Genomic DNA, 17,764 nt, shown 5'->3' with positions numbered 1-17,764 from the left:
CCGTTCGTGATTCGCTTTCTTGCTACGCGGTCCGGGCGGAGTCGTGGAGCTCGGAGGGGAAGGGACATCAGGGTGGATGAGCGGACGACAAAGGCCTTGGCGATCTGTTCTGTCGTGGCGGCCGCGCTGATCTGGAGCAGTTCGTACGCGGTGACCAAGGAGGTGCTGGCAGAAGTCGGGCCACTGACCATCGGGGCCATCCGCTTCACAATCGCCGCTGTGTCACTCGGGATCATGGTGCGCACGCGCCGCAACCCGGTTGCCCGGCCGGATGTCCGCCAGCGGCAGATGATCTATCTGAGCGGCCTGCTCGGCATCACGGCCTACTTCGTGCTGGAGAACATCGGCGTCGATCTGTCGACCGCTTCCGACGCGTCCCTGATCGTGGCCTCCTATCCGCTGATGACCATGCTCTTGGAACGGGTGCTCTTCCGGATCAGGATGCCGCCCTTTCGGGTCGTTGGCGTGCTGATCGCCGTTGGGGGAGCCTTTCTGGTCGTGCGCAACGGGGCGGAAGTCGGGGGCAGCGCGCGTTGGTTCGGCGATGTCCTGCTGCTGCTCGGCGGGCTGGTGTGGGCCGGGTACAACGTGCTGAGCAAGTACGCGGGCCGCGGGCAGGACGCGGTGAACCTCACCTATTACCAGACCGTCGCGGGCGCTGTCGGCTTCCTGCTCGCCTCGCTTCTGGAGATCGGGGAGTGGCGGCTGCCGGGCGTCACGGTTTCGGAGCTGCTCGCCTATCTGGCCGTGGCGTGTTCTGTCGGCGGTTTTCTCCTCTATAACTACGGCCTGCGCCGGATGGCCTCGAGCGTCGCGGTCAACATCCTCAACCTGGTACCGGTGTTCGGTGTGCTCGGCGCTGTGGTGATCAATGGGGAGACAGTGCGGCTCGCGCAGATCCTCGGCGGTGTGATCATCATTGCCGGTGTAGCGCTCGGGTTGGTCGAGCGCCGAACGGCCGGTGCGAAAGCCGCAGTTCCTGAGCCGGCCCCGGTCAGCAAGCGCGCCTGAAGGGGCTCGTCCTGAGGGCGTCATAGCTCGGAGAGGACGATCAAAAGCCGGTCCGCCGACCACCTTCCCGCGGAAGCCGTACCAGGGCGTGTTGCGGAAGCCAGCTGTCCGGCTCGCCGCCTCCAGGCGGCCCTTGGCCGCGTTCTCGGCCACATCGAATACCACGCATCCGGTATCGGTCGGGCCTGTGGCCTTGTCAGGAACCACCTGGAGGCGGCTCCCTGATCGAACGATGACTTCCGAAACACGCTGTGGTGGCGAACCAAGTTCATTATGAGCGCTCTTTACCCTGATTTACCGAACTAAGTTCGTCGTCTTAGTCAACACGTTGTCTATCCGTTAACATATCGTTCGATGCGTTGGTCACGTTTGGATCAATGATCCACTAATTTGTTAACCAATGGAGGTGACAGGTACTCGGGCCAACGGGGTTCTAACCTCGCCGCGATTGGTCCCGCGGCACTGGTTGTTTTGTTCTGGAGCAGTTTGCAAGCAGTCACCAAGAGAATCTCGCAGATCTTGGGCCGTTAATTATCGGTGCGCTCCGCTTGACCAGAGCGGCTGCTATGATCCTCATGATAGCTCGTCTTCGGTCTGGCCGCGTCACCCGGCAAGATTTCATATGCGCCTGATGATTTACTTGAACGGACTCTCTAGGTCATTCCCTGTTTTATCCTCGAGAATATTATTGTCAGGTCTTTACTGCCACCGGCCCATCGATCACTGTGCGGATCTATCCGCTGATGACCATGTTTGTGAAAATGCTGATCATCCGGTACCCTATCTCACTCGCTTTGAGCCCGCGGCGTGCTCTGGCTGGTACTGGAGCGACACTGGTCGTTCATAACGGAGTCGTTCGTAGGCGGTGCCACTCGTCGGGTGCTTTCCATCTCCTGAAAGGCGAGCGAATTGAAGAAGGCCATGCTCGTTGAACTGACCGTTTTCGAGCGGATGACACCGCTGGCCTCCGGTTACCTTCAAGCGTATGCCATGACGGATTCGGTGATTCGCAGTGAGTATCGCTTCGAGCGGTATGCGGCTGTCGCCAAGACACCCCGGGCCGATATCATCCGGGACCTGGTCGGGTCAGCTGCCGATGTGTACGCGTTCAGCTGCTACGTATGGAATATGAACCTGGTGAGGTCTGTTGCGGCTGCCCTCAGGCAAGCAAGACCGTATGTGCAGATCATCTTTGGCGGCCCTCAGGTGATGTCGCAGGCCCACCGTTACCTCAGTAGTGATGATGAGCGGACCGTTCTCTGTAACGGAGAAGGAGAGATCACCTTCACGCGCTACCTGCTCGCGCTGACCGACTCCAGTCCGCGTCTCCATGAAGTCAATGGTCTCAGCTTCTACCGTGACGGCGAATTGGTGACGACTCCGAAACAGCCGAGGATTAGCAGTCTTGACGACATTCCATCGCCATTCCTGACGGGAATATTCGATGCTGCTTACAGTATAGCAATTTTGGAGACGAACCGCGGTTGCCCATACCACTGTGGGTTTTGTTTCTGGGGTGCCGCTACGAATGATCGGGTGTACCGCTTCGATGAGCAGCGGGTCCGTGATGAAATCAAATGGATAGCCGAAAACGAGATACTGTTCCTTTTCATTGCCGACGCAAACTGGGGGATGCTAAGCCGAGACATTGATATTTCTCGGCACATCACGATCTGCGCAAGAAGTCATGGGGCGCCAAACGTCGTTTATTTCTCCGCGGCGAAAAACAAGCCGCATGCGGTCACCGAAATCGCTGGTATCTTCCAGGACGCAAACCTCATCGCCTCGCAGCCGGTATCGCTACAGACCCTCGAGCCGGGCAGCCTTGATCTGATCTCTCGATCGAACATCAGACTGAGCGCCTTCGCCGCGATCCAGGAAGATTTACGCGAAAGGAGGATCAGCTCCTTCGTCGAGCTAATCTGGCCATTACCAGGGGAAACTATCGCTTCTTTTGAGCGAGGCATTGGCACGCTGTGCGAGAACGAAGCACAAACGGTGATCGCGTATCCGCATCTGCTCCTCAACAATACACCCATATATCATCATGCGGATGAAATGGGGATAGTAACCAGGCCGGCCGGCGGAGAAGTCGCGGAAGCCCGGATTGTTATTGGCACGAAAGAAGTTTCCGAAGAAGAGTTTGTCGAGGGCATGTATTATTTCTACGCCTTCCATGCCCTGCATAATACGCACAGCCTCCGGTCGGTAAGCCGCTATCTGGTGAGGCAGGCTGGAATCCAGTACCAGGAAATATTCGCCGCCTTTGCTGAATTCCTGCGCCGGCAAGGAGAAGCTGACCCCATCATCTCCTACGCGGACCGCTCCATCCGGGACGCCGATTACTACGATGTAAATAATTACGGTCTCTTCATCCATTCCGTGTTGCATGAGTACAGAGAACTTTTTGTCGATCACGTGCGTTGCTTCACGCAGAGCCAGGACTGGTGGGACGACAGCAAGGTGCGGGCCCTGTTCGAGATCGATATGCTGAATCGTCCTTATATGTATAGCAATACTCCCATGGATGTGCATACTGACGGTTTCCAGGTGCTCCGCTTCTTGGGCTGCGGTTCACGCAGCTATACAGTACAGATCCCAGCGGAATATATGACGGATCTGGCCAATGCGATCAAGATCGAAACGATGCCAGTGGATGGTATATTCACAGTTGATCATAAGCGGCTGCAATATCCATTTATGCCGACGCAGAGTCGTGACCACAGCGGCTCCTACTGCCATGGAATGATCGAAAAGGTCGGGAACGTCATGCCGCTGTGGCTGCCGGCCTCGTCTCATAAATGAGGAATCAAGGAATTTCCGCGAAAGAATAGCCGAATTATGCCGACCGGTTAACGAATCAACTGATGAGAGAACTGGACGCTCATGCCGAAATTTGATATAGGGGTTGAGGAGGCTGCCGCGGCGCCTCTTGTCCCGTCGGATCGTGATCCTATAATAACGTGGAATAAAATGCCCACCGAATATCCCCGGAGCGGTTCGCTGTGCGATCTGTTCGCACAGCAGGTCGTACGCTGCCCCGGTGCGCCCGCCGTGACATATGGTCCTATTACGTTGACGTACCAGCAGCTTGACAGGATAACCAACTCTCTGGCCTCCCGACTGCGGGAACTCGGTGTGGGGCCTGATCAGCTGGTCGCGCTCCACGCGGATCGGAGCCTCAGTGTCATTGTGGGCATGCTTGCCACCGTCAAGGCTGGTGGTGCCTATCTGGCGCTGGATCAATCCTGCCCGGCCCGTCGGTTACATACAATTCTGGAAGAATCCAAGCCTGTGGCGCTGCTGACGGAGGCAGACGAGGACGGTCTGACCGCTCTTGGAATCCCTGTGATCACAGTTGCCGAGCACTTGGGGGAGACAACGCGAGATGGCGTCACTCATGATGTCCGGATAGATGGGGGCGCTGGCTCTGAGAATCTTGCCTATGTAGTGTACACGTCGGGATCGTCCGGTATACCGAAGGGAATCTGTGTAACACACCGCAACGTGGTGCGGCGCACACGAAACATTGATTACATCAAGTTCGGGCCAGGCGACCGGGTGGCACAGATCTCGAACGCGGCTTTTGACGCTGTCACGGTCGAGGTATGGGGCGCGTTGCTCAACGGCGGGGAGCTGGTTGGATTCGACCGTGACACCATACTCTCGCCGGGCCGGCTGGCAAACGCCCTGCGAGCGGACCGCATTAACACCATGGTGATGGCGACACCGCTCTTCAACCAGCTTGCGGCGGATGACCCTTCGACGTTTTCCACGGTTTCTCAGATTCTGGTTGGCGGTGACGTAATGGCGGTCAGCCAAGCCAACTCCGTCGCGGTACTACCAGGTTGCACGCTGGTCAATGGTTACGGCCCCGCGGAATGCACGACGCTTGCCACCGCACACCACGTCACGCCGATGCCGGCAGAGCAGCTGAGAGTGCCGATCGGCCGTCCCATCTCGAACACGACCTGTTACGTGCTCGATGACATGCTGCGTCCTCAGCCGGCCGGTGTGTCCGGCCAGCTCTATATCGGCGGTGACGGCGTCGCGCGTGGTTATCTCGGCCAGCCGGAGCTGACGGCCGAGCGGTTTCTTCCGGATCCCTTCGCGGCAGAACCGGGCCAGCGGATGTACGCCACAGGGGATTTGGTATGCCGATTGTCAAACGGCTTGTTTGATTTCCTCGGCCGCGTTGACTCCCAAGTCAAAATCCGAGGCTTTCGAGTCGAAATGAATGAGGTCGATGCGACGCTGCTGCGGCACCCTGGCATCAGGGAGGCAGCGACGATCGCTGACGCTGACATCCGAGCTGGCGACAAAACACTTGTCAGTTATTACGTAGGGGCAGGCGAAGCATCCCCGGAAACAGGCGAGCTTAGGGCGTTCCTGCGTGACCGGCTGCCCGACTATATGGTTCCGGCACGGTTGATTCGCCTCCCCGAACTGCCGAAGAACGCCAACATGAAAATAGACCGGGCGCGGCTGTCATTTTCAGCGAGCGCATCGTCTCCGGCAGATAATGGCGGCTGCCTGGCAGCGGCCGAAGCGCTCGATGACGAGGTCGCGGCCATTATCGGACGGCTGCTGGATGTGCCGGCCTTCAGTCGTGCGGAGAACTTCTTCGAGAGCGGCGGGCAGTCCATGCTCGCGATCAGACTGCTCACTCAGTTGGGCAGGCGCTTCTGCGTGAACATAACGCTGGCAGAGTTCTTCGAGGACCCGACGGTGCGCGGCATTGTCAAGTACATCCGGGAGCGGAGCGATCCGGGAGCCCAGCCTGGGGAAGGGCTTCTATGAGGAGGGCGACTGACGTGTTGTTTTTCCCTCCGTGCCGGGCGGAAGCCATTCCTCCGCCGACGCTGGACGCGGACGCGATCCAGTTGTTCTGTCTGCCTCATGCAGGGGCAGGCGCGTCGATATATCGGGAGTGGCCTGTATTGCTGGCCCCGGGCATTGAGGCGATACCCGTACAGTTCCCGGGACGGGAAAACCGCCATGGAGAGCCGGCGCTCCATTCGGCCACGGAGCTTGTCGCCGACCTGAGCGGGCCTTTGGCGACCCGCGCGGGGAGGGAGTTCGCCTTGTTCGGGCACAGTATGGGCGCTTTGCTCAGTTATGAACTGGCGCATGAGCTGTCCGCGCTCGGCAAGCCGCCGAGACATCTTTTCGTCTCGGGGCTTGGCGCGCCGCATCTGCCGCCTGCCGGGCCGCAGCTGCATGATTTGCCGGACAGCGAGCTTCTAGCGGTCATCGCGGATCTGGAAGGGACTTCACCAGAGGTATTAGCCCAGCCGGAGCTGGTGCAACTACTGTTACCCTTGTTCCGCGCGGATCTTGAGGTCTGGGAGACGTATATCCCGCACCGGAGCTCGTTACAGGTGCCGGTCACGGCGATGGGCGGCCGCCATGATCCTGGCGTCAGCCTGGACAGGCTCAGCGCCTGGGGAAGCCTGACATCAGCTGACTTCCATCTCACGGTCTTCGACGGTGGCCATTTCTACCACCATGCTGCGCCTGACGATGTGGCCGCGGTCTTAAGGGAACGGCTACGGGAGGCCAGCTTGGGGCCAGCAGCTGCGCCGAATACGATCTCGGTACAAACGATTTGACGCCGGCTCTGGCTGACACGCGGGTATCCCGGGTGCCAGCTGTCCGCGCATATCGCACGTTGGCGATTTTTGGGCTGGTGACTTCGACAGCTGAGCCGAGTTTGTCAGGCGGCGCGAGAGCCTCCGGTGGGCACTGCCTGGTAGGGGCGCGGGTCAGCGCAGCCGGACAGGGAGGTTCTCCAGCCCGTGGATGAGGCTGGAGGGCCGCCAACGCAGCGACGATTCGGGCATCGCCAGCGCCAGTCCGGGGAAGCGGGGCAGCAAGCTCCCGAACGCAATCTCGCCCTCCAGCCGTGCCAGCGGCGCGCCGAGGCAATAATGGATCCCGTGTCCGAACCCCACGTGGCCCGACGCGTCCCTGCCCACGTCCAGCCGGTCCGCGTCGGCGAACCGTGACGGATCCCGGTTCGCCGACGCCGTTGCGAGCATGACCCATTCTCCCGCGGGGATGACGACGTCGCCGATGGTCACCGGCTCCAGCGTGAATCGTTCGGTCGCGTGGTTCAGGGGGTTCGCGTACCGCAGCAGCTCCTCGACCGCCGAAGGCAACAGCGCAGGATCGTCGCGCAACCGATTTAGTTCGGCTGGATGAGTCAGCAGCGCCAGCACCCCGCCGGCGATCAGGTTCAGCATTGTCTCGTGCCCGGCGACGAGCAGCAGGAACATCATCGAAAGCAATTCGTGCTCCGACAGCGAGTCACCCGAGTCACGGGCCGTGATCAGCGCCGAGAGCAGGTCGTCTACCGGTGACCGTCGGCGCTCCGCGACCAGGTGCGTGAAATATTCGTACATAGCGACGGCGGTCGCGCGAGATTCCTCGCGCGTCCCCCGCGAGGACAACAGCGTCTCCGACCACTTACGGAACGCCTGCCGGTCGCCGACTGGAATGCCGATCAGCTCGCAGATCACGGTCACTGACAGCGGAAACGCGAACACCTCGATCAGATCTGTCTCAGCGGGGCCGTTCGCCATCGCGTCCAGCCGCTCGTCGGTGATGTCCGAGATCCGTGGCCGCAGGGCGGCCACCCGGCGTGGAGTGAACGCTTTCACCACCAGGTGGCGTAGCCGGGTGTGGTCGGGCGGATCGAGGTTCAGCATGTGCTGGTCGAGAAACGCCTGTACGGGGTCCACGTTGATGTCGAAATCTTCGGGTGTCATGTGTGTTACCCAGTCCTTGGCCAGGCGGGGATCGGCCAGCGCGGCGCGCACGTCCTCGTACCGGGTGACGAGCCAGACCTGGACACCCTCGGGTGTGATGACCGGAGTCACCGGCGCGGACGAGCGCAGCCGCGCGAAAAAGCCCTGGGGATCCTGGAAAAATGAATCGCCTAGCCGCTCGGTCGCGGCTGAGAGGGTTCCCCCTGCATCCACCATGACGTTAGCTTAACTAATAGCGTGTTTGGCCACAAGCGACGTGGATGGCGTGCGGCCCAGATGAGTGCCCGGCGTCGTGGAGCAGCGTCGCGAGACTGAGTGCCCTGGGGGAATCTTTTACCCCCAGGCCGCAACGCCATGCCGGCACGGCAATGCGTCGGCGTAGCGTCGACAGAAAGAAATCGACAATGGCCAGTTCAAGATACAGTGCCTGTGAACTGGGAAGCGGCACCGGCAGGATTAACATTCGATATTGATATTGCGACCTTGCGGACCGCGGCGCTGATTCCGAGCCGTTCCCAGGCCTGGCCGGACGCCAACGGCCCAGGCAGCGGGTGTCGACCACACCTCCCCACGTCAGTGGGACCAGTACCGCCAGGACCGGTGTGAGGAACCGGCAATCGAGGCCAGCGGCCGGGTGGGCGCGTCCCGGTCGATCTGGTCGGCCCAGTCGAAGTTGCATATGATCTTGATGCTTGGACTGTCCGTCACTGGGTGTCGCTTGTTCTGGGTGAGCTGGAGGCAGCGCACAACCGAGCCGCCCTTGTTCGTCAGCCGGGTCTCACGCGGGTACCTGCCTACCAGTGAACCGGGAAGTACCAGCTATGTCCAGCAATCTGCCAGCAGGCGTGCACCTGCGGAATTCGGTCCGGCAGGCTTGTTTTCAACCATGCGACCAGGGATAGCGAGTGGGGCCAGGCCTCAAGTATGCCTACGAGCCGTGGAATCTCGGTCTCAGGAGGCGTGCTTACGATGAATTCATCGAGGTCAGAGCACGTGCGCGCTAGCAGCATCGCAAAGGAAAGCGGCTTGCTCGTCCCGCCAGCGCAGGTGAATGCTGCTTTACCAGCCTTGACCGCCCGTCCATGGCCGGCTAGACATGGATCGTCGGGCGGAGGCCAGAACACGTGATGGACGGACAAGATTTTGGATCTGTACGGCAAGCCGGCTCGCTATGTACACCGCGATGGTCCCGTTGGCAAATAGTCATGGGAAGCAGGTAGATGATTGTAACGATAATGTTAGAGGAATTTTACCTAATTCCCTCCTGCTAGCTTGACAGGCCCGTGATCATTTATGGGAAAGGAAGTCGATACATGCTTCCGATGCTGGACAAGCGTTTTTTGGAAGAGACGGCGGACTTCGCGGTACTTGCCTCTCGGTATGCGGCGGGTCTGGTGCCGCCAGCGGAGCTAGCCGTCTATCAGTCGTATGAGATAGGCCAGACATTGACGTATGTCAGAGAGCGCTCTCCATTTTACTCCCGCCGACTGGTGAACATAGCTGGCACGGAAAACCCATCGGTCGCCATCGAGAATCTTCCCTTCACGACGAAAGCTGACCTCCGCACCCATCTTGATGAAGTGCCTGCATTACCTCTGTCGGAATGCTGGATCTACTACGAGACGACCGGCACAACCGGCCTATCCACCCCCTGCCCACGCTCGCCGCGTGACTCAATGCGCACCGGCCTGGCGTTGATGGAGGGATACGCCCCGATTTTGCGGAATTATGCCGACCACTGCGTGGTAGCGGTTATGGGACCAACGGAACTGCACTCGACAGGTGACTCGTTCGGTGACATTCTCCGTGCTCTCGGGCATACGACAGTAAAGATGTGGCCGCATTCTCCTCTCGTTGGCTTCTCCCGAGCGCTTGAGTTAATCGACAGGCTCGGCGTGAACGTGCTGGTCTGCACCCCAGGCATGTCTATTTCGCTGGCCAGGAGACTCCTCCAGGAGGGTAAGAATCCAGCGGAGACGAGCGTGCGAGCGATTCTTTCCCTCGGGGAGCTCTCCACACCAGGACTTCTCCGAGGCATCGGAGCGATCTGGGGCGCGGACGTCTATAATTGTATGTACGCTTCGCAAGAGGCTTCCATTCTGGCTGTTTGTTTCCCGGATAAGCAGCTTCACAGCACTCCCATAAACGTATTCTACGAGATTGTGGACCCAGCTACTGGCCGTCGTGTCGAGGCCGGGCGTGAGGGCGAAAGACAAGGGGAGCTTGTGATCACACATCTGTACCGGGGAGCGAAACCACTGGTCCGGTACAGAACGGGCGACATGGTAAAGAGCCGAGGATCGGATCAGCAGTTCACCATGGTTCCGCTGGGCAGGGTTGACGATCAGATTCACCTCGGCGACCGGTTGATAACCGCTTTCGACTTCGAAGACGGACTGCTCGCGCAGGCACCGACCATTCTTGACTATCAGGCGACCCTGAGCGAAACAGCGGACGGGCGGGATCATCTGTCCGTACTGTTCGAGCCCGTCCGTCCCCTCGGTAATGCCGACATGCGCATACACGAGAGCGCTATTATCCGGCATACCGGAGAGGCGTTCGGCACCGCGGCTGAGGTGACCTGGGGGGTGACGGACAGCAGGACGTCGACCGGCGCGATGGTGAGTTGGAAGGCTGCCCGAATCCGTGACCGCCGGGCGGCGGCGACGTCGTGTGGGGAAGCCGAAAAAGCGCGAGAAATCGCTGCTGTTCGTGAGCGTGTCCGATGAACGCCGCACGGCTGCCCTGGCGTTACTACAACGGCGAGTACGTCACCGATGATGCCGTGGCCCTGCCCGATTCGACCCAGGGCCTGCACTATGGCACGGGCGCCTTTGAGGGCATACGAGCCTATAAAACAGTGGACGGCCGGGTGAGCCCGTTTATGGCCCACGAGCACTTCGCTCGTTTGATTCGCTCGTGTGAGGCATTACGGATCATGATTGACGAGGAGCTGGACGATCTGTGCCAGATCTGCGGCAAGCTACTGAGTCTCAACGATGTCGATGACGACTGTTATATCCGCCCGATCGTGTTCAAGCAGGCACTCCTGCCGGGTGTCCCGTACGGGATTCGGCTATCGGGCGTCACTCACAGCATCGCGATTTCCCTCGTCCCGATGCAAAGCCGGCTGGACGCCGGCCGTGAAGTCCGCCTTCGGTTGAGTGATATCCGGCGGATTCCATCGTCTAGCGTGCCATCGACCGCGAAGATAAGTGGCGCTTACGTCAACAATGCGCTCGCCGTCGAGGATGCAATTGCCAACGGTTACGACGATGCGCTTATGCTCACGACGAATGGATATGTATCCGAAGCGTCGACCAGCAATGTGTTTTGCGTGCAGGGGACGGACGTAGTCACACCGGACCTCGGCTCGGATATCTTACCAGGGATCACTCGTGCGACGGTGATCAATATTCTTGAGGGTATGGCTGGTATTTCGATAACTGAACGGAAGGTCAGCGTGACCGATCTCATCGAGAGCGATGAGGTGTTTCTGACTGGTACCGGAATCGAGGTAGCCGCGGTCACCGCCGTCAACCAGGTGAAGGTTGGACAGGCTCGATCAGGTTCGTCGATAACCCTTCGGGTTGCCACCGAGTACCAGCGGCGCGTCCGACAGTCCGCGCCGCTGAAAGAACTCCAGTAGGAGGGCAACTCAATGCTGGCTCCGGAAGGTCACTTGTTCTTCACGTTCGCGTCGGCCTCGGCCACTGCGGACGTTGTCATCGCCACGCTTGGCCCTGCTGGCACGAGCAGCGAACAGGCGGCTCACTACTTTGCCGCGATACGGGGCGGAGAGGCATCGGGAGTTCACCTTGCCGCGAGCTATGAGCAAGCTCTCGAGCACGCGCTTGAAGATTCTTCGGTTATGGTGGTGGTAGCCAACGCCTACTCGAATATCAACGTTTTTTATATGCATCCCAGACTACTGATCGACACTGTATTCTTCTGCCATACGCCCAAATACGGCCTGGCCGCGAGAGGCGACCTCGCCGACGGCGGCTACAGCGTGGCCAGCCACCCGGATCCGGTACCCTTGATCGACGAGTTGTCGCCGGCCGGTTTCAAGTGCGACGAGGTTATCTACATGGCATCCACGAGCGGTGCCGCAGACTTCGTGGCTTCGAAGAAGGGCGAGGTGGCGTTGACAACTGAGATAGCGGCCGCGCGGCGCGGATTGAAATTCATTTCCTCCACCCGTCCCATTCCAATGGTTTGGACGGTGTTCCGTCGCGCATGACCGAACCAGCGGCCACCATTGCCATTCCCGGTTGATACCAAAGGGGAAGACAGTGATCAGACATATCGTGCTGTTCAAGTTAAACAAGGGACTCGCTTTCGACGATGCCGAGGTGGTTGAATCCGAGAAGATCGCATTGCAGGTTGGCGACAAGGTCCCAGAGCTCCGTGAATGGAAGGCGGGCCGTAATACGGCGCGCCGGACAGAAGCTTATGATTTTGCTGTGATCGGCCTGCTGGAAGACGCAGACGCGCTGGCCCGCTATATGGCCGATCCTTTCCACCGTCTCGCCATAGAGAAATGGAAGCGCATCAGCACCTGGGTCGTCGTGGATTTAGAAGAGGATCCCGGTCCGGCTGAGGTCACGATCACTCCGGCCGGGCATACCGGATTATCCGCGACATCGCCCGGGTACGGAACCGGAAAGGATTAACGCGTGCTCGTCATCGACCGGCCGACAGCCCAGGCGGCACTGTCCATTTCGGACGCGATACCGATTGCGGCGAGCGCGCTGCGCGCCTACAGCGCCGGGGACGTAGATCAGCCGCTTAGGACGATCATCCGGCCTGACGGCATTGACGATCTCATGGGTGTCATGCCCTGTTATGTAGGTGGTGAGGCCTCTCTGGGCTTCGGTTTGAAGGCGATGGTTCTCAAGCCCGCCAATCCCGCTCGAGGTCTGGACCTCCATGTTGGAGTTGTCATCGTCTTCGATCCTGATACCGGCCTGCCTTTGGCCCTGATTGACGCCGGCGCTATCACGGCAGTGCGGACACCGGCCGTGACCGCAGTCGCGACCGACCTCCTCGCCCGGAAGAACGCGGGAGACCTTGCTATACTTGGGTCTGGAGTACAAGGTCGCGGTCACCTCGAAGCAATGCTCGCGGTCCGTGCGGTGCGCCGGGTCCGAGTGTGGAGCAGGACACCCATGCACAGCGAGCGATTCCGCGCTTGGGCTTGGAGTCACCTGGGGGTTGAGGTCGAGGTGCACCCGACCGCCAGAGCGGCTCTGGAGGGCGCTGATCTGGTGTGTACGACCTTAGCCAGTAAAGAACCGGTGGTGAGCGATGAGGATGTCGCTCCTGGGGCGCATCTCAACGCGATCGGAGCCTCGTTCGCGGACCACCGGGAGCTTGCTTCGGCTTTTGTGCGGAGATGCTCTGTCTTCGTGGACAGTCGAGCCTCGGCCCGAGCCGAATCGGGCGACCTCATCGTTCCCGAAGAGGAGGGACTCATCGGGCCCGACCACGTGCTGGCCGAGATCGGCGAAGTCCTTCTCGGTCGCCATCCTGGGCGAAGGAGGTCTGACGAGTCGACCCTTTTCAAGTCTCTCGGACTGGCTGTGGAAGACGTCACCGTGGGATTCGCCATCGCCCAAGCCGCCCGTGACAAGGGCTTGGGCACGGTGATAAAATTCCATTAGTGTAGTTGTGCTGTCACGCATCCAACGAACGATCTTGACTAGTGCAGTCCGGACAACTATGATCTTGATTTGCCACTGGTCGGCCGACCAAAAATATAGCGTGTCAGGCTATCAAGGTAGCTGACCGCCCTCACACCTCTGGAGCACAATTTAATGTCATCAAACGGCACGGTCACGCCAGACAAAGTTGCCATTATCATCGATGGAGGCCTCCAGATAGGCTTGGCGATGAATACCGTGGCGGCGCTTTCGCTGTCAGTCGGGCGTATGGTTGATGGCATTTTGGGCGATGATTCCAAAGACGCCAATGGTCTCACCCATAAGGCGATTACCAGGATTCCCGTGCCGATCCTGAAGAGTGACGCCGAGGGTCTCAAGGAGATTTTTCTACGGGCAAGTGCGTCTGACGGCGTTTTTGTGGTAGATTTCACGACTACCGCCCAGACCTCCCGCACGTACGACGAGTACGAGGAGCGTCTGGCCCAGACTGCGACGGCGGATCTTCCCTACATCGGGGTGGCGCTAAGCGGTCCGAAAAAAGATGTCAACAAGCTGGTCGGGAGCCTGCCTCTTTACCGCTGAAACCACGCGTACCTGCGGAATACGTGGGTCGGTTGGTGAGCGTCGAGCAGGCATCGCGGGGCTGGGGCACGTAATCTCGCGCGTCATTGCTCCCCGTCCATCCTGCCGATGCACGGGTACCCGCTCGGCGGCCGCCAGTCTACCAGCAGGGTGATTCCCTCCATCGCTTTACGACGCACGTATCCCAGCCCCGCTCTTTGATCCCCGCCCTTATCGCTGGGCGTTCTTAATTCGCGTATTCGGGTACAACAAACTGGCTGTTATGGTTGCGGATGCGTTCACGAAAAGGATTCGCGTGGTATACGCCTATGATTCGGTAGTCGGCGAAGAAACCCAGCTCCTCAAAGGCTCGCATGACCCGCTCCTCGTCCGGGTGGCCTTCGATGTCGGCGACAAATTCCGTCGCGAAGAACTGGCCTCTCACCATACAGCTTTCCAGCTTCGTCATGTTCACGCCGTTGGTCGCAAATCCTCCGAGTGCCTTGTAGAGCGCGGATGGGCGGTTCCTCACCCGAAAAACAAAGGTGGAGACGATGGGGCCGATACCAACCGCGGCCCGAAGGTTCTCTGACGAAAGAATCACAAAGCGCGTTGTGTTATGTTCTTCGTCCTTGAGATCAGGTCGCAAGATTTCCAAGCCGTAGATCTCCGCTGCGAGGTGAGTGGCTATCGCCGACCTGGTCGGATCCCTCGTTTCGGCAACCTCCCGGGCGCAGCCCGCCGTATCAGCGCCGGCCACCGCGCGGAGACCCAGTTCCCGTAGGGTTACCCGGCACTGCGACAGAGCCTGCGGGTGACTGTGCACAGTCCGTAGCGCCTGAGGATCCGTGCCGACCAATCCCAAGAGCTGGTACTGAATCGGCAAAAAGTATTCTCCGACTATGTAGACCGATGAGTAAGGCAACAACTGATGGATGTCCGCCACCGTCCCGGCCGTTGAATTTTCGACGGGAATCATGCCAAGATCGACTGTGCCTTCCTCGAGCGCGTCAAAGCACTCCGCGAATGTCTGGAAGGGAACAGGCTCGTAGTCTGGATATACATCACGGCACGCTTGATGGGAATTGGCTCCTAGTTCACCCTGAAACGCGACTTTTTTGCGTCCTTTGGCCACTCTGGTTCCAACCTACGCTCAGGATGCTGATACATGAATCGATCTTTATCGCAGGTTATCATGCGGGCCCGGCGGAACCAGGGCGCCGCGCGGCAGACCGTACGCTGGACGCGGGCGCTGTTGCGAATCTCGCGCTGACGGTCTCTCGGTGGCATCGAGGCCCGGCGATCGAGGCCCAGCTGCTCGGGGACGGACGATCCCGCCGTCGAGCAGACCTCAGCGGACCTCGTTGCCGAGCCGCCCCGAGCTGACGGACAGCGCACGAGGCGCTGACGGACAGCGCACGAGGTGCTGGAAGTGCTGGAAGTACCGACGGATTACGACCCCGACAGGTCCAGTGGCGCGCCGTTCGCTCGGGTCCGGGAGACCGATCGGGACAGCGCCGCGTATGCCAGCTGGGTACCTTCGCTGTCTGGGGTGTAGCTCGCGGATGCCGCCGCGGCGAAGCCCAGCTGCTGGGCGTCGGCAATCGCGTTGAGGTCGGCGGACAGGAAGGCGAACTGCCATCCGTAGGTATCGGTCTGATTTTTGATCATTTTTCTGATTTGTTCGAGCGTGCATTCCTTCGAGGAGTTCTCCCGGCCGTCGGTAACCACGGCGAAGACAACGGTCGCCGGACGTTGATGGTCGGGAAGGCCACGGAGGAACTCCCCAGTGTCCACGATGGACTCGCCGAGGGCGTCGAGTAGCGCGGTGGAGCCCCGCGGAACCAGGCGGTATGGTGGCGCCTCGCCGATCGGGATCGCGCCAAAGACCTTCTCGTAATCCTGGTCGAACTGGTAGAGACTGATCGTCGCTTGCCCGGGGGCGATGGCCTGCTCGGCGATGAACGACCGGATTCCGCCTTCGGCGTCATCGCGGATCGCCATCATCGAGCCTGACCGGTCGATCAGCAGGGCGATATGGGTGTAGCCGGCCTTCGTCATGGCGTGCCCCTTGCCATCGGTCGTCTGTTTGGCTGTAGCGGTCTCGTCTGTTACAGCCATCGTCGTTGTGGTCATCGCGGGATCTTTCACCGACGTTTCTCGCGCTCCGCGGCGTTGGTGATGGCGCGGGCCATCCCACTGAGGACAGTGTGATGGAACGGGGCGATGGCTTTCCAGTAGAGATGACCGGTCAGCCCGTGCGGTTCGAAGATCGCTCGTTGGCGGTACAGCGAGCCGTCAGCGTCGGGGGCCGCGGACAGCTCGAGCCAGGCGCGGCCGGGCAGCCGCATCTCGGCACGCAGCCGCAGCAGACGGGGCCGGTCGAGATGCTCCACCCGCCAGCGGTGGCGGGTTTCGCCCGGATACAGGCGGTGGTGGTCGCGGCGGCCTCGCCGTAGGCCGGCGCTGCCGATGAGCCGGTCCAGCCAGCCCCGCGGCGACCAGGCCAGCAGGAAGGAGCACCAGTCGTGTTCGCCGCCGATGGACTCGATGAACTGCCACAGCACCTGCGCGTCCGCGCTGGTGTGGCGTTCGCGGATGTCCTCGTAGCTGCTGCCGCCCGACCATGCGGGGTCGGAGGGCAGCGGGTCGGAGGGCAGCGGGTCGCAGAGCAAGGGGTCGGAGGGCGGCGTGGCCGCGCCGGAGCGGCGGGTGGGTATGCCCGCGTGACGGATGTGGGCCAGCGCGAGTTCGACGGCCCGCTCGTAGGAGGCCGGGCCACCATCCGGCTCCGGGATGTGGGTGGTGATATCGCGGTCGTGGCAGACGACCTCGTGCACCAGCGACTCGATGAGTGGTACAGCGATGCTGTGCGGTACCGGTGTCACCAGGTTCACCCACTGCGCTGAAAGCCACGGGGTGAGTACAGGCACCAAGGCTATGACACGACGCGGCAGGCCGGCCACGGCGGCATAGCGGCGCATCATATCCAGGTAGGTGAGGACGGTCGGGCCACCGATGTCGAAACGGCGGTTGATCGTGTCCGGAAGCACGGCGGCGTGCGTAAGGTAGTGCAGGACATCGCGTATTGCGATCGGCTGGACGCGATTGTTCACCCATCGCGGGGTGACCATAGCCGGGAGGCGTTCGGTGAGATAACGCAGCATCTCGAAGCTGGCCGAACCGGAACCGATAATGACCGCGGCTTGCAGTGCGATGGTCGGCACGCCGGAGCCGAGCATGATCTGTCCGACTTCGGCCCGGGAGGCCAGATGCGCAGATAGCGGCTGTCCATCCGGAGTGATGCCGCCCAGGTAGACGATCCGGCGCACCCCGGCCGCGCGTGCCTGCCCGGCGACGGTGCGAGCGGCGTGACGGTCCAGCTCGACGAAGTCGCGCCGGTGCAGCGAGTGTATGAGGTAGTAGATGACATCCTGCCCGGCCACTGCGCTGGCGACGCTGGCGGCGTCGGTAACGTCACCAGCCACGATCTCGGCTCGGTCGTGCCACGGTATATCGGTCAGCCGGCTCGGGTTGCGGGCCACCGCCCGTACGTCGTGACCGGCGCGTAGGAGTTCGGGCACCAGACGGCCGCCGATGTAACCGGTTGCCCCGAACACGACACATCGCATGCCATCGATGTTCCCTCACCCGGACGGTGCCCGCAGCGCCGGCGAACATGGCCGACGAAAACGGCTTACAAGGACATGAGCCCGCATGTTCTTATGGCGTTCTTAGAGCGACCGGCAATAGGGG

Annotated in this window: 14 protein-coding genes; 10 read left to right on the top strand and 4 right to left on the bottom strand. The window is 60.7% G+C overall.

Going from position 1 to position 17,764, the window contains the following annotated elements; all coding sequences use genetic code 11:
- Positions 1 to 72: 72 nt before the first annotated feature.
- The 4 genes from MJ777_RS06335 (at position 73) to MJ777_RS06320 (ending at position 6,623) form a co-directional block, all read left to right on the top strand.
- Positions 73 to 1,011 (top strand): DMT family transporter, encoded by a 939-nt coding sequence (locus MJ777_RS06335; RefSeq protein WP_239308891.1) that lies wholly within the window; start codon positions 73 to 75, stop codon positions 1,009 to 1,011.
- A gap of 921 nt (positions 1,012 to 1,932) precedes the next feature.
- Complete coding sequence (locus tag MJ777_RS06330; RefSeq protein ID WP_239308888.1) at positions 1,933 to 3,816, top strand: cobalamin-dependent protein; 1,884 nt, start codon at positions 1,933 to 1,935, stop codon at positions 3,814 to 3,816.
- Positions 3,817 to 3,984: 168 nt separating this feature from the next.
- Entirely contained in the window at positions 3,985 to 5,811 is a 1,827-nt protein-coding gene (locus MJ777_RS06325) for a non-ribosomal peptide synthetase (protein WP_239308887.1), read from the top strand.
- Positions 5,812 to 5,825: 14 nt separating this feature from the next.
- Positions 5,826 to 6,623: a thioesterase II family protein gene (locus MJ777_RS06320; protein ID WP_239308886.1), complete on the top strand. Its 798-nt coding sequence runs from the start codon at positions 5,826 to 5,828 to the stop codon at positions 6,621 to 6,623.
- Positions 6,624 to 6,776: 153 nt separating this feature from the next.
- On the opposite strand, the gene MJ777_RS06315 is transcribed toward MJ777_RS06320, so the two are convergent.
- Positions 6,777 to 7,997 (bottom strand): cytochrome P450, encoded by a 1,221-nt coding sequence (locus MJ777_RS06315; protein ID WP_239308885.1) that lies wholly within the window; start codon positions 7,995 to 7,997, stop codon positions 6,777 to 6,779.
- Between the two features lie 1,097 nt (positions 7,998 to 9,094).
- Here MJ777_RS06315 and MJ777_RS06310 point away from each other — a divergent pair.
- The 6 genes from MJ777_RS06310 to MJ777_RS06285 all read left to right on the top strand — a co-directional run bounded on the left by MJ777_RS06310 (position 9,095) and on the right by MJ777_RS06285 (position 14,029).
- The gene (locus tag MJ777_RS06310) at positions 9,095 to 10,510 is read left to right on the top strand and encodes a phenylacetate--CoA ligase family protein (RefSeq protein ID WP_239308884.1); all 1,416 of its coding nucleotides are present in this window, start codon (positions 9,095 to 9,097) and stop codon (positions 10,508 to 10,510) included.
- Positions 10,507 to 11,430 (top strand): aminotransferase class IV, encoded by a 924-nt coding sequence (locus MJ777_RS06305; RefSeq protein WP_239308883.1) that lies wholly within the window; start codon positions 10,507 to 10,509, stop codon positions 11,428 to 11,430. Before MJ777_RS06310 ends, MJ777_RS06305 begins: the two co-directional genes overlap by 4 nt.
- Before the next feature lie 12 nt (positions 11,431 to 11,442).
- Positions 11,443 to 12,024 (top strand): hypothetical protein, encoded by a 582-nt coding sequence (locus MJ777_RS06300; protein ID WP_239308882.1) that lies wholly within the window; start codon positions 11,443 to 11,445, stop codon positions 12,022 to 12,024.
- Positions 12,025 to 12,076: 52 nt separating this feature from the next.
- Positions 12,077 to 12,457, top strand: a complete 381-nt coding sequence (locus MJ777_RS06295; protein WP_239308881.1) for a Dabb family protein — start codon at positions 12,077 to 12,079, stop codon at positions 12,455 to 12,457.
- 3 nt (positions 12,458 to 12,460) lie between these two features.
- Positions 12,461 to 13,447, top strand: coding sequence for an ornithine cyclodeaminase family protein (locus tag MJ777_RS06290; protein WP_239308880.1), 987 nt, complete (start codon positions 12,461 to 12,463; stop codon positions 13,445 to 13,447).
- Positions 13,448 to 13,600: 153 nt separating this feature from the next.
- Positions 13,601 to 14,029 (top strand): DUF2000 domain-containing protein, encoded by a 429-nt coding sequence (locus tag MJ777_RS06285; protein WP_239308879.1) that lies wholly within the window; start codon positions 13,601 to 13,603, stop codon positions 14,027 to 14,029.
- Positions 14,030 to 14,255: 226 nt separating this feature from the next.
- Here MJ777_RS06285 and MJ777_RS06280 read toward each other — a convergent pair whose 3' ends face one another.
- The 3 genes from MJ777_RS06280 to MJ777_RS06270 form a co-directional block, all read right to left on the bottom strand.
- Positions 14,256 to 15,143, bottom strand: coding sequence for a prephenate dehydratase (locus MJ777_RS06280; RefSeq protein WP_239308878.1), 888 nt, complete (start codon positions 15,141 to 15,143; stop codon positions 14,256 to 14,258).
- Between the two features lie 317 nt (positions 15,144 to 15,460).
- The gene (locus MJ777_RS06275; protein ID WP_239308877.1) at positions 15,461 to 16,144 is read right to left on the bottom strand and encodes a vWA domain-containing protein; all 684 of its coding nucleotides are present in this window, start codon (positions 16,142 to 16,144) and stop codon (positions 15,461 to 15,463) included.
- Between the two features lie 11 nt (positions 16,145 to 16,155).
- On the bottom strand, positions 16,156 to 17,640 hold the full coding sequence (locus tag MJ777_RS06270) for an SDR family oxidoreductase (protein ID WP_239381116.1): 1,485 nt from the start codon (positions 17,638 to 17,640) through the stop codon (positions 16,156 to 16,158).
- Positions 17,641 to 17,764 lie beyond the last annotated feature (124 nt).

Source organism: Protofrankia sp. Cj5, from assembly GCF_917627405.1.
GTDB lineage: Bacteria > Actinomycetota > Actinomycetes > Frankiales > Frankiaceae > Protofrankia.
The sequence above is the reverse complement of the archived record's forward strand: the minus strand, read 5'-3'. Positions and strand labels throughout refer to the sequence as shown.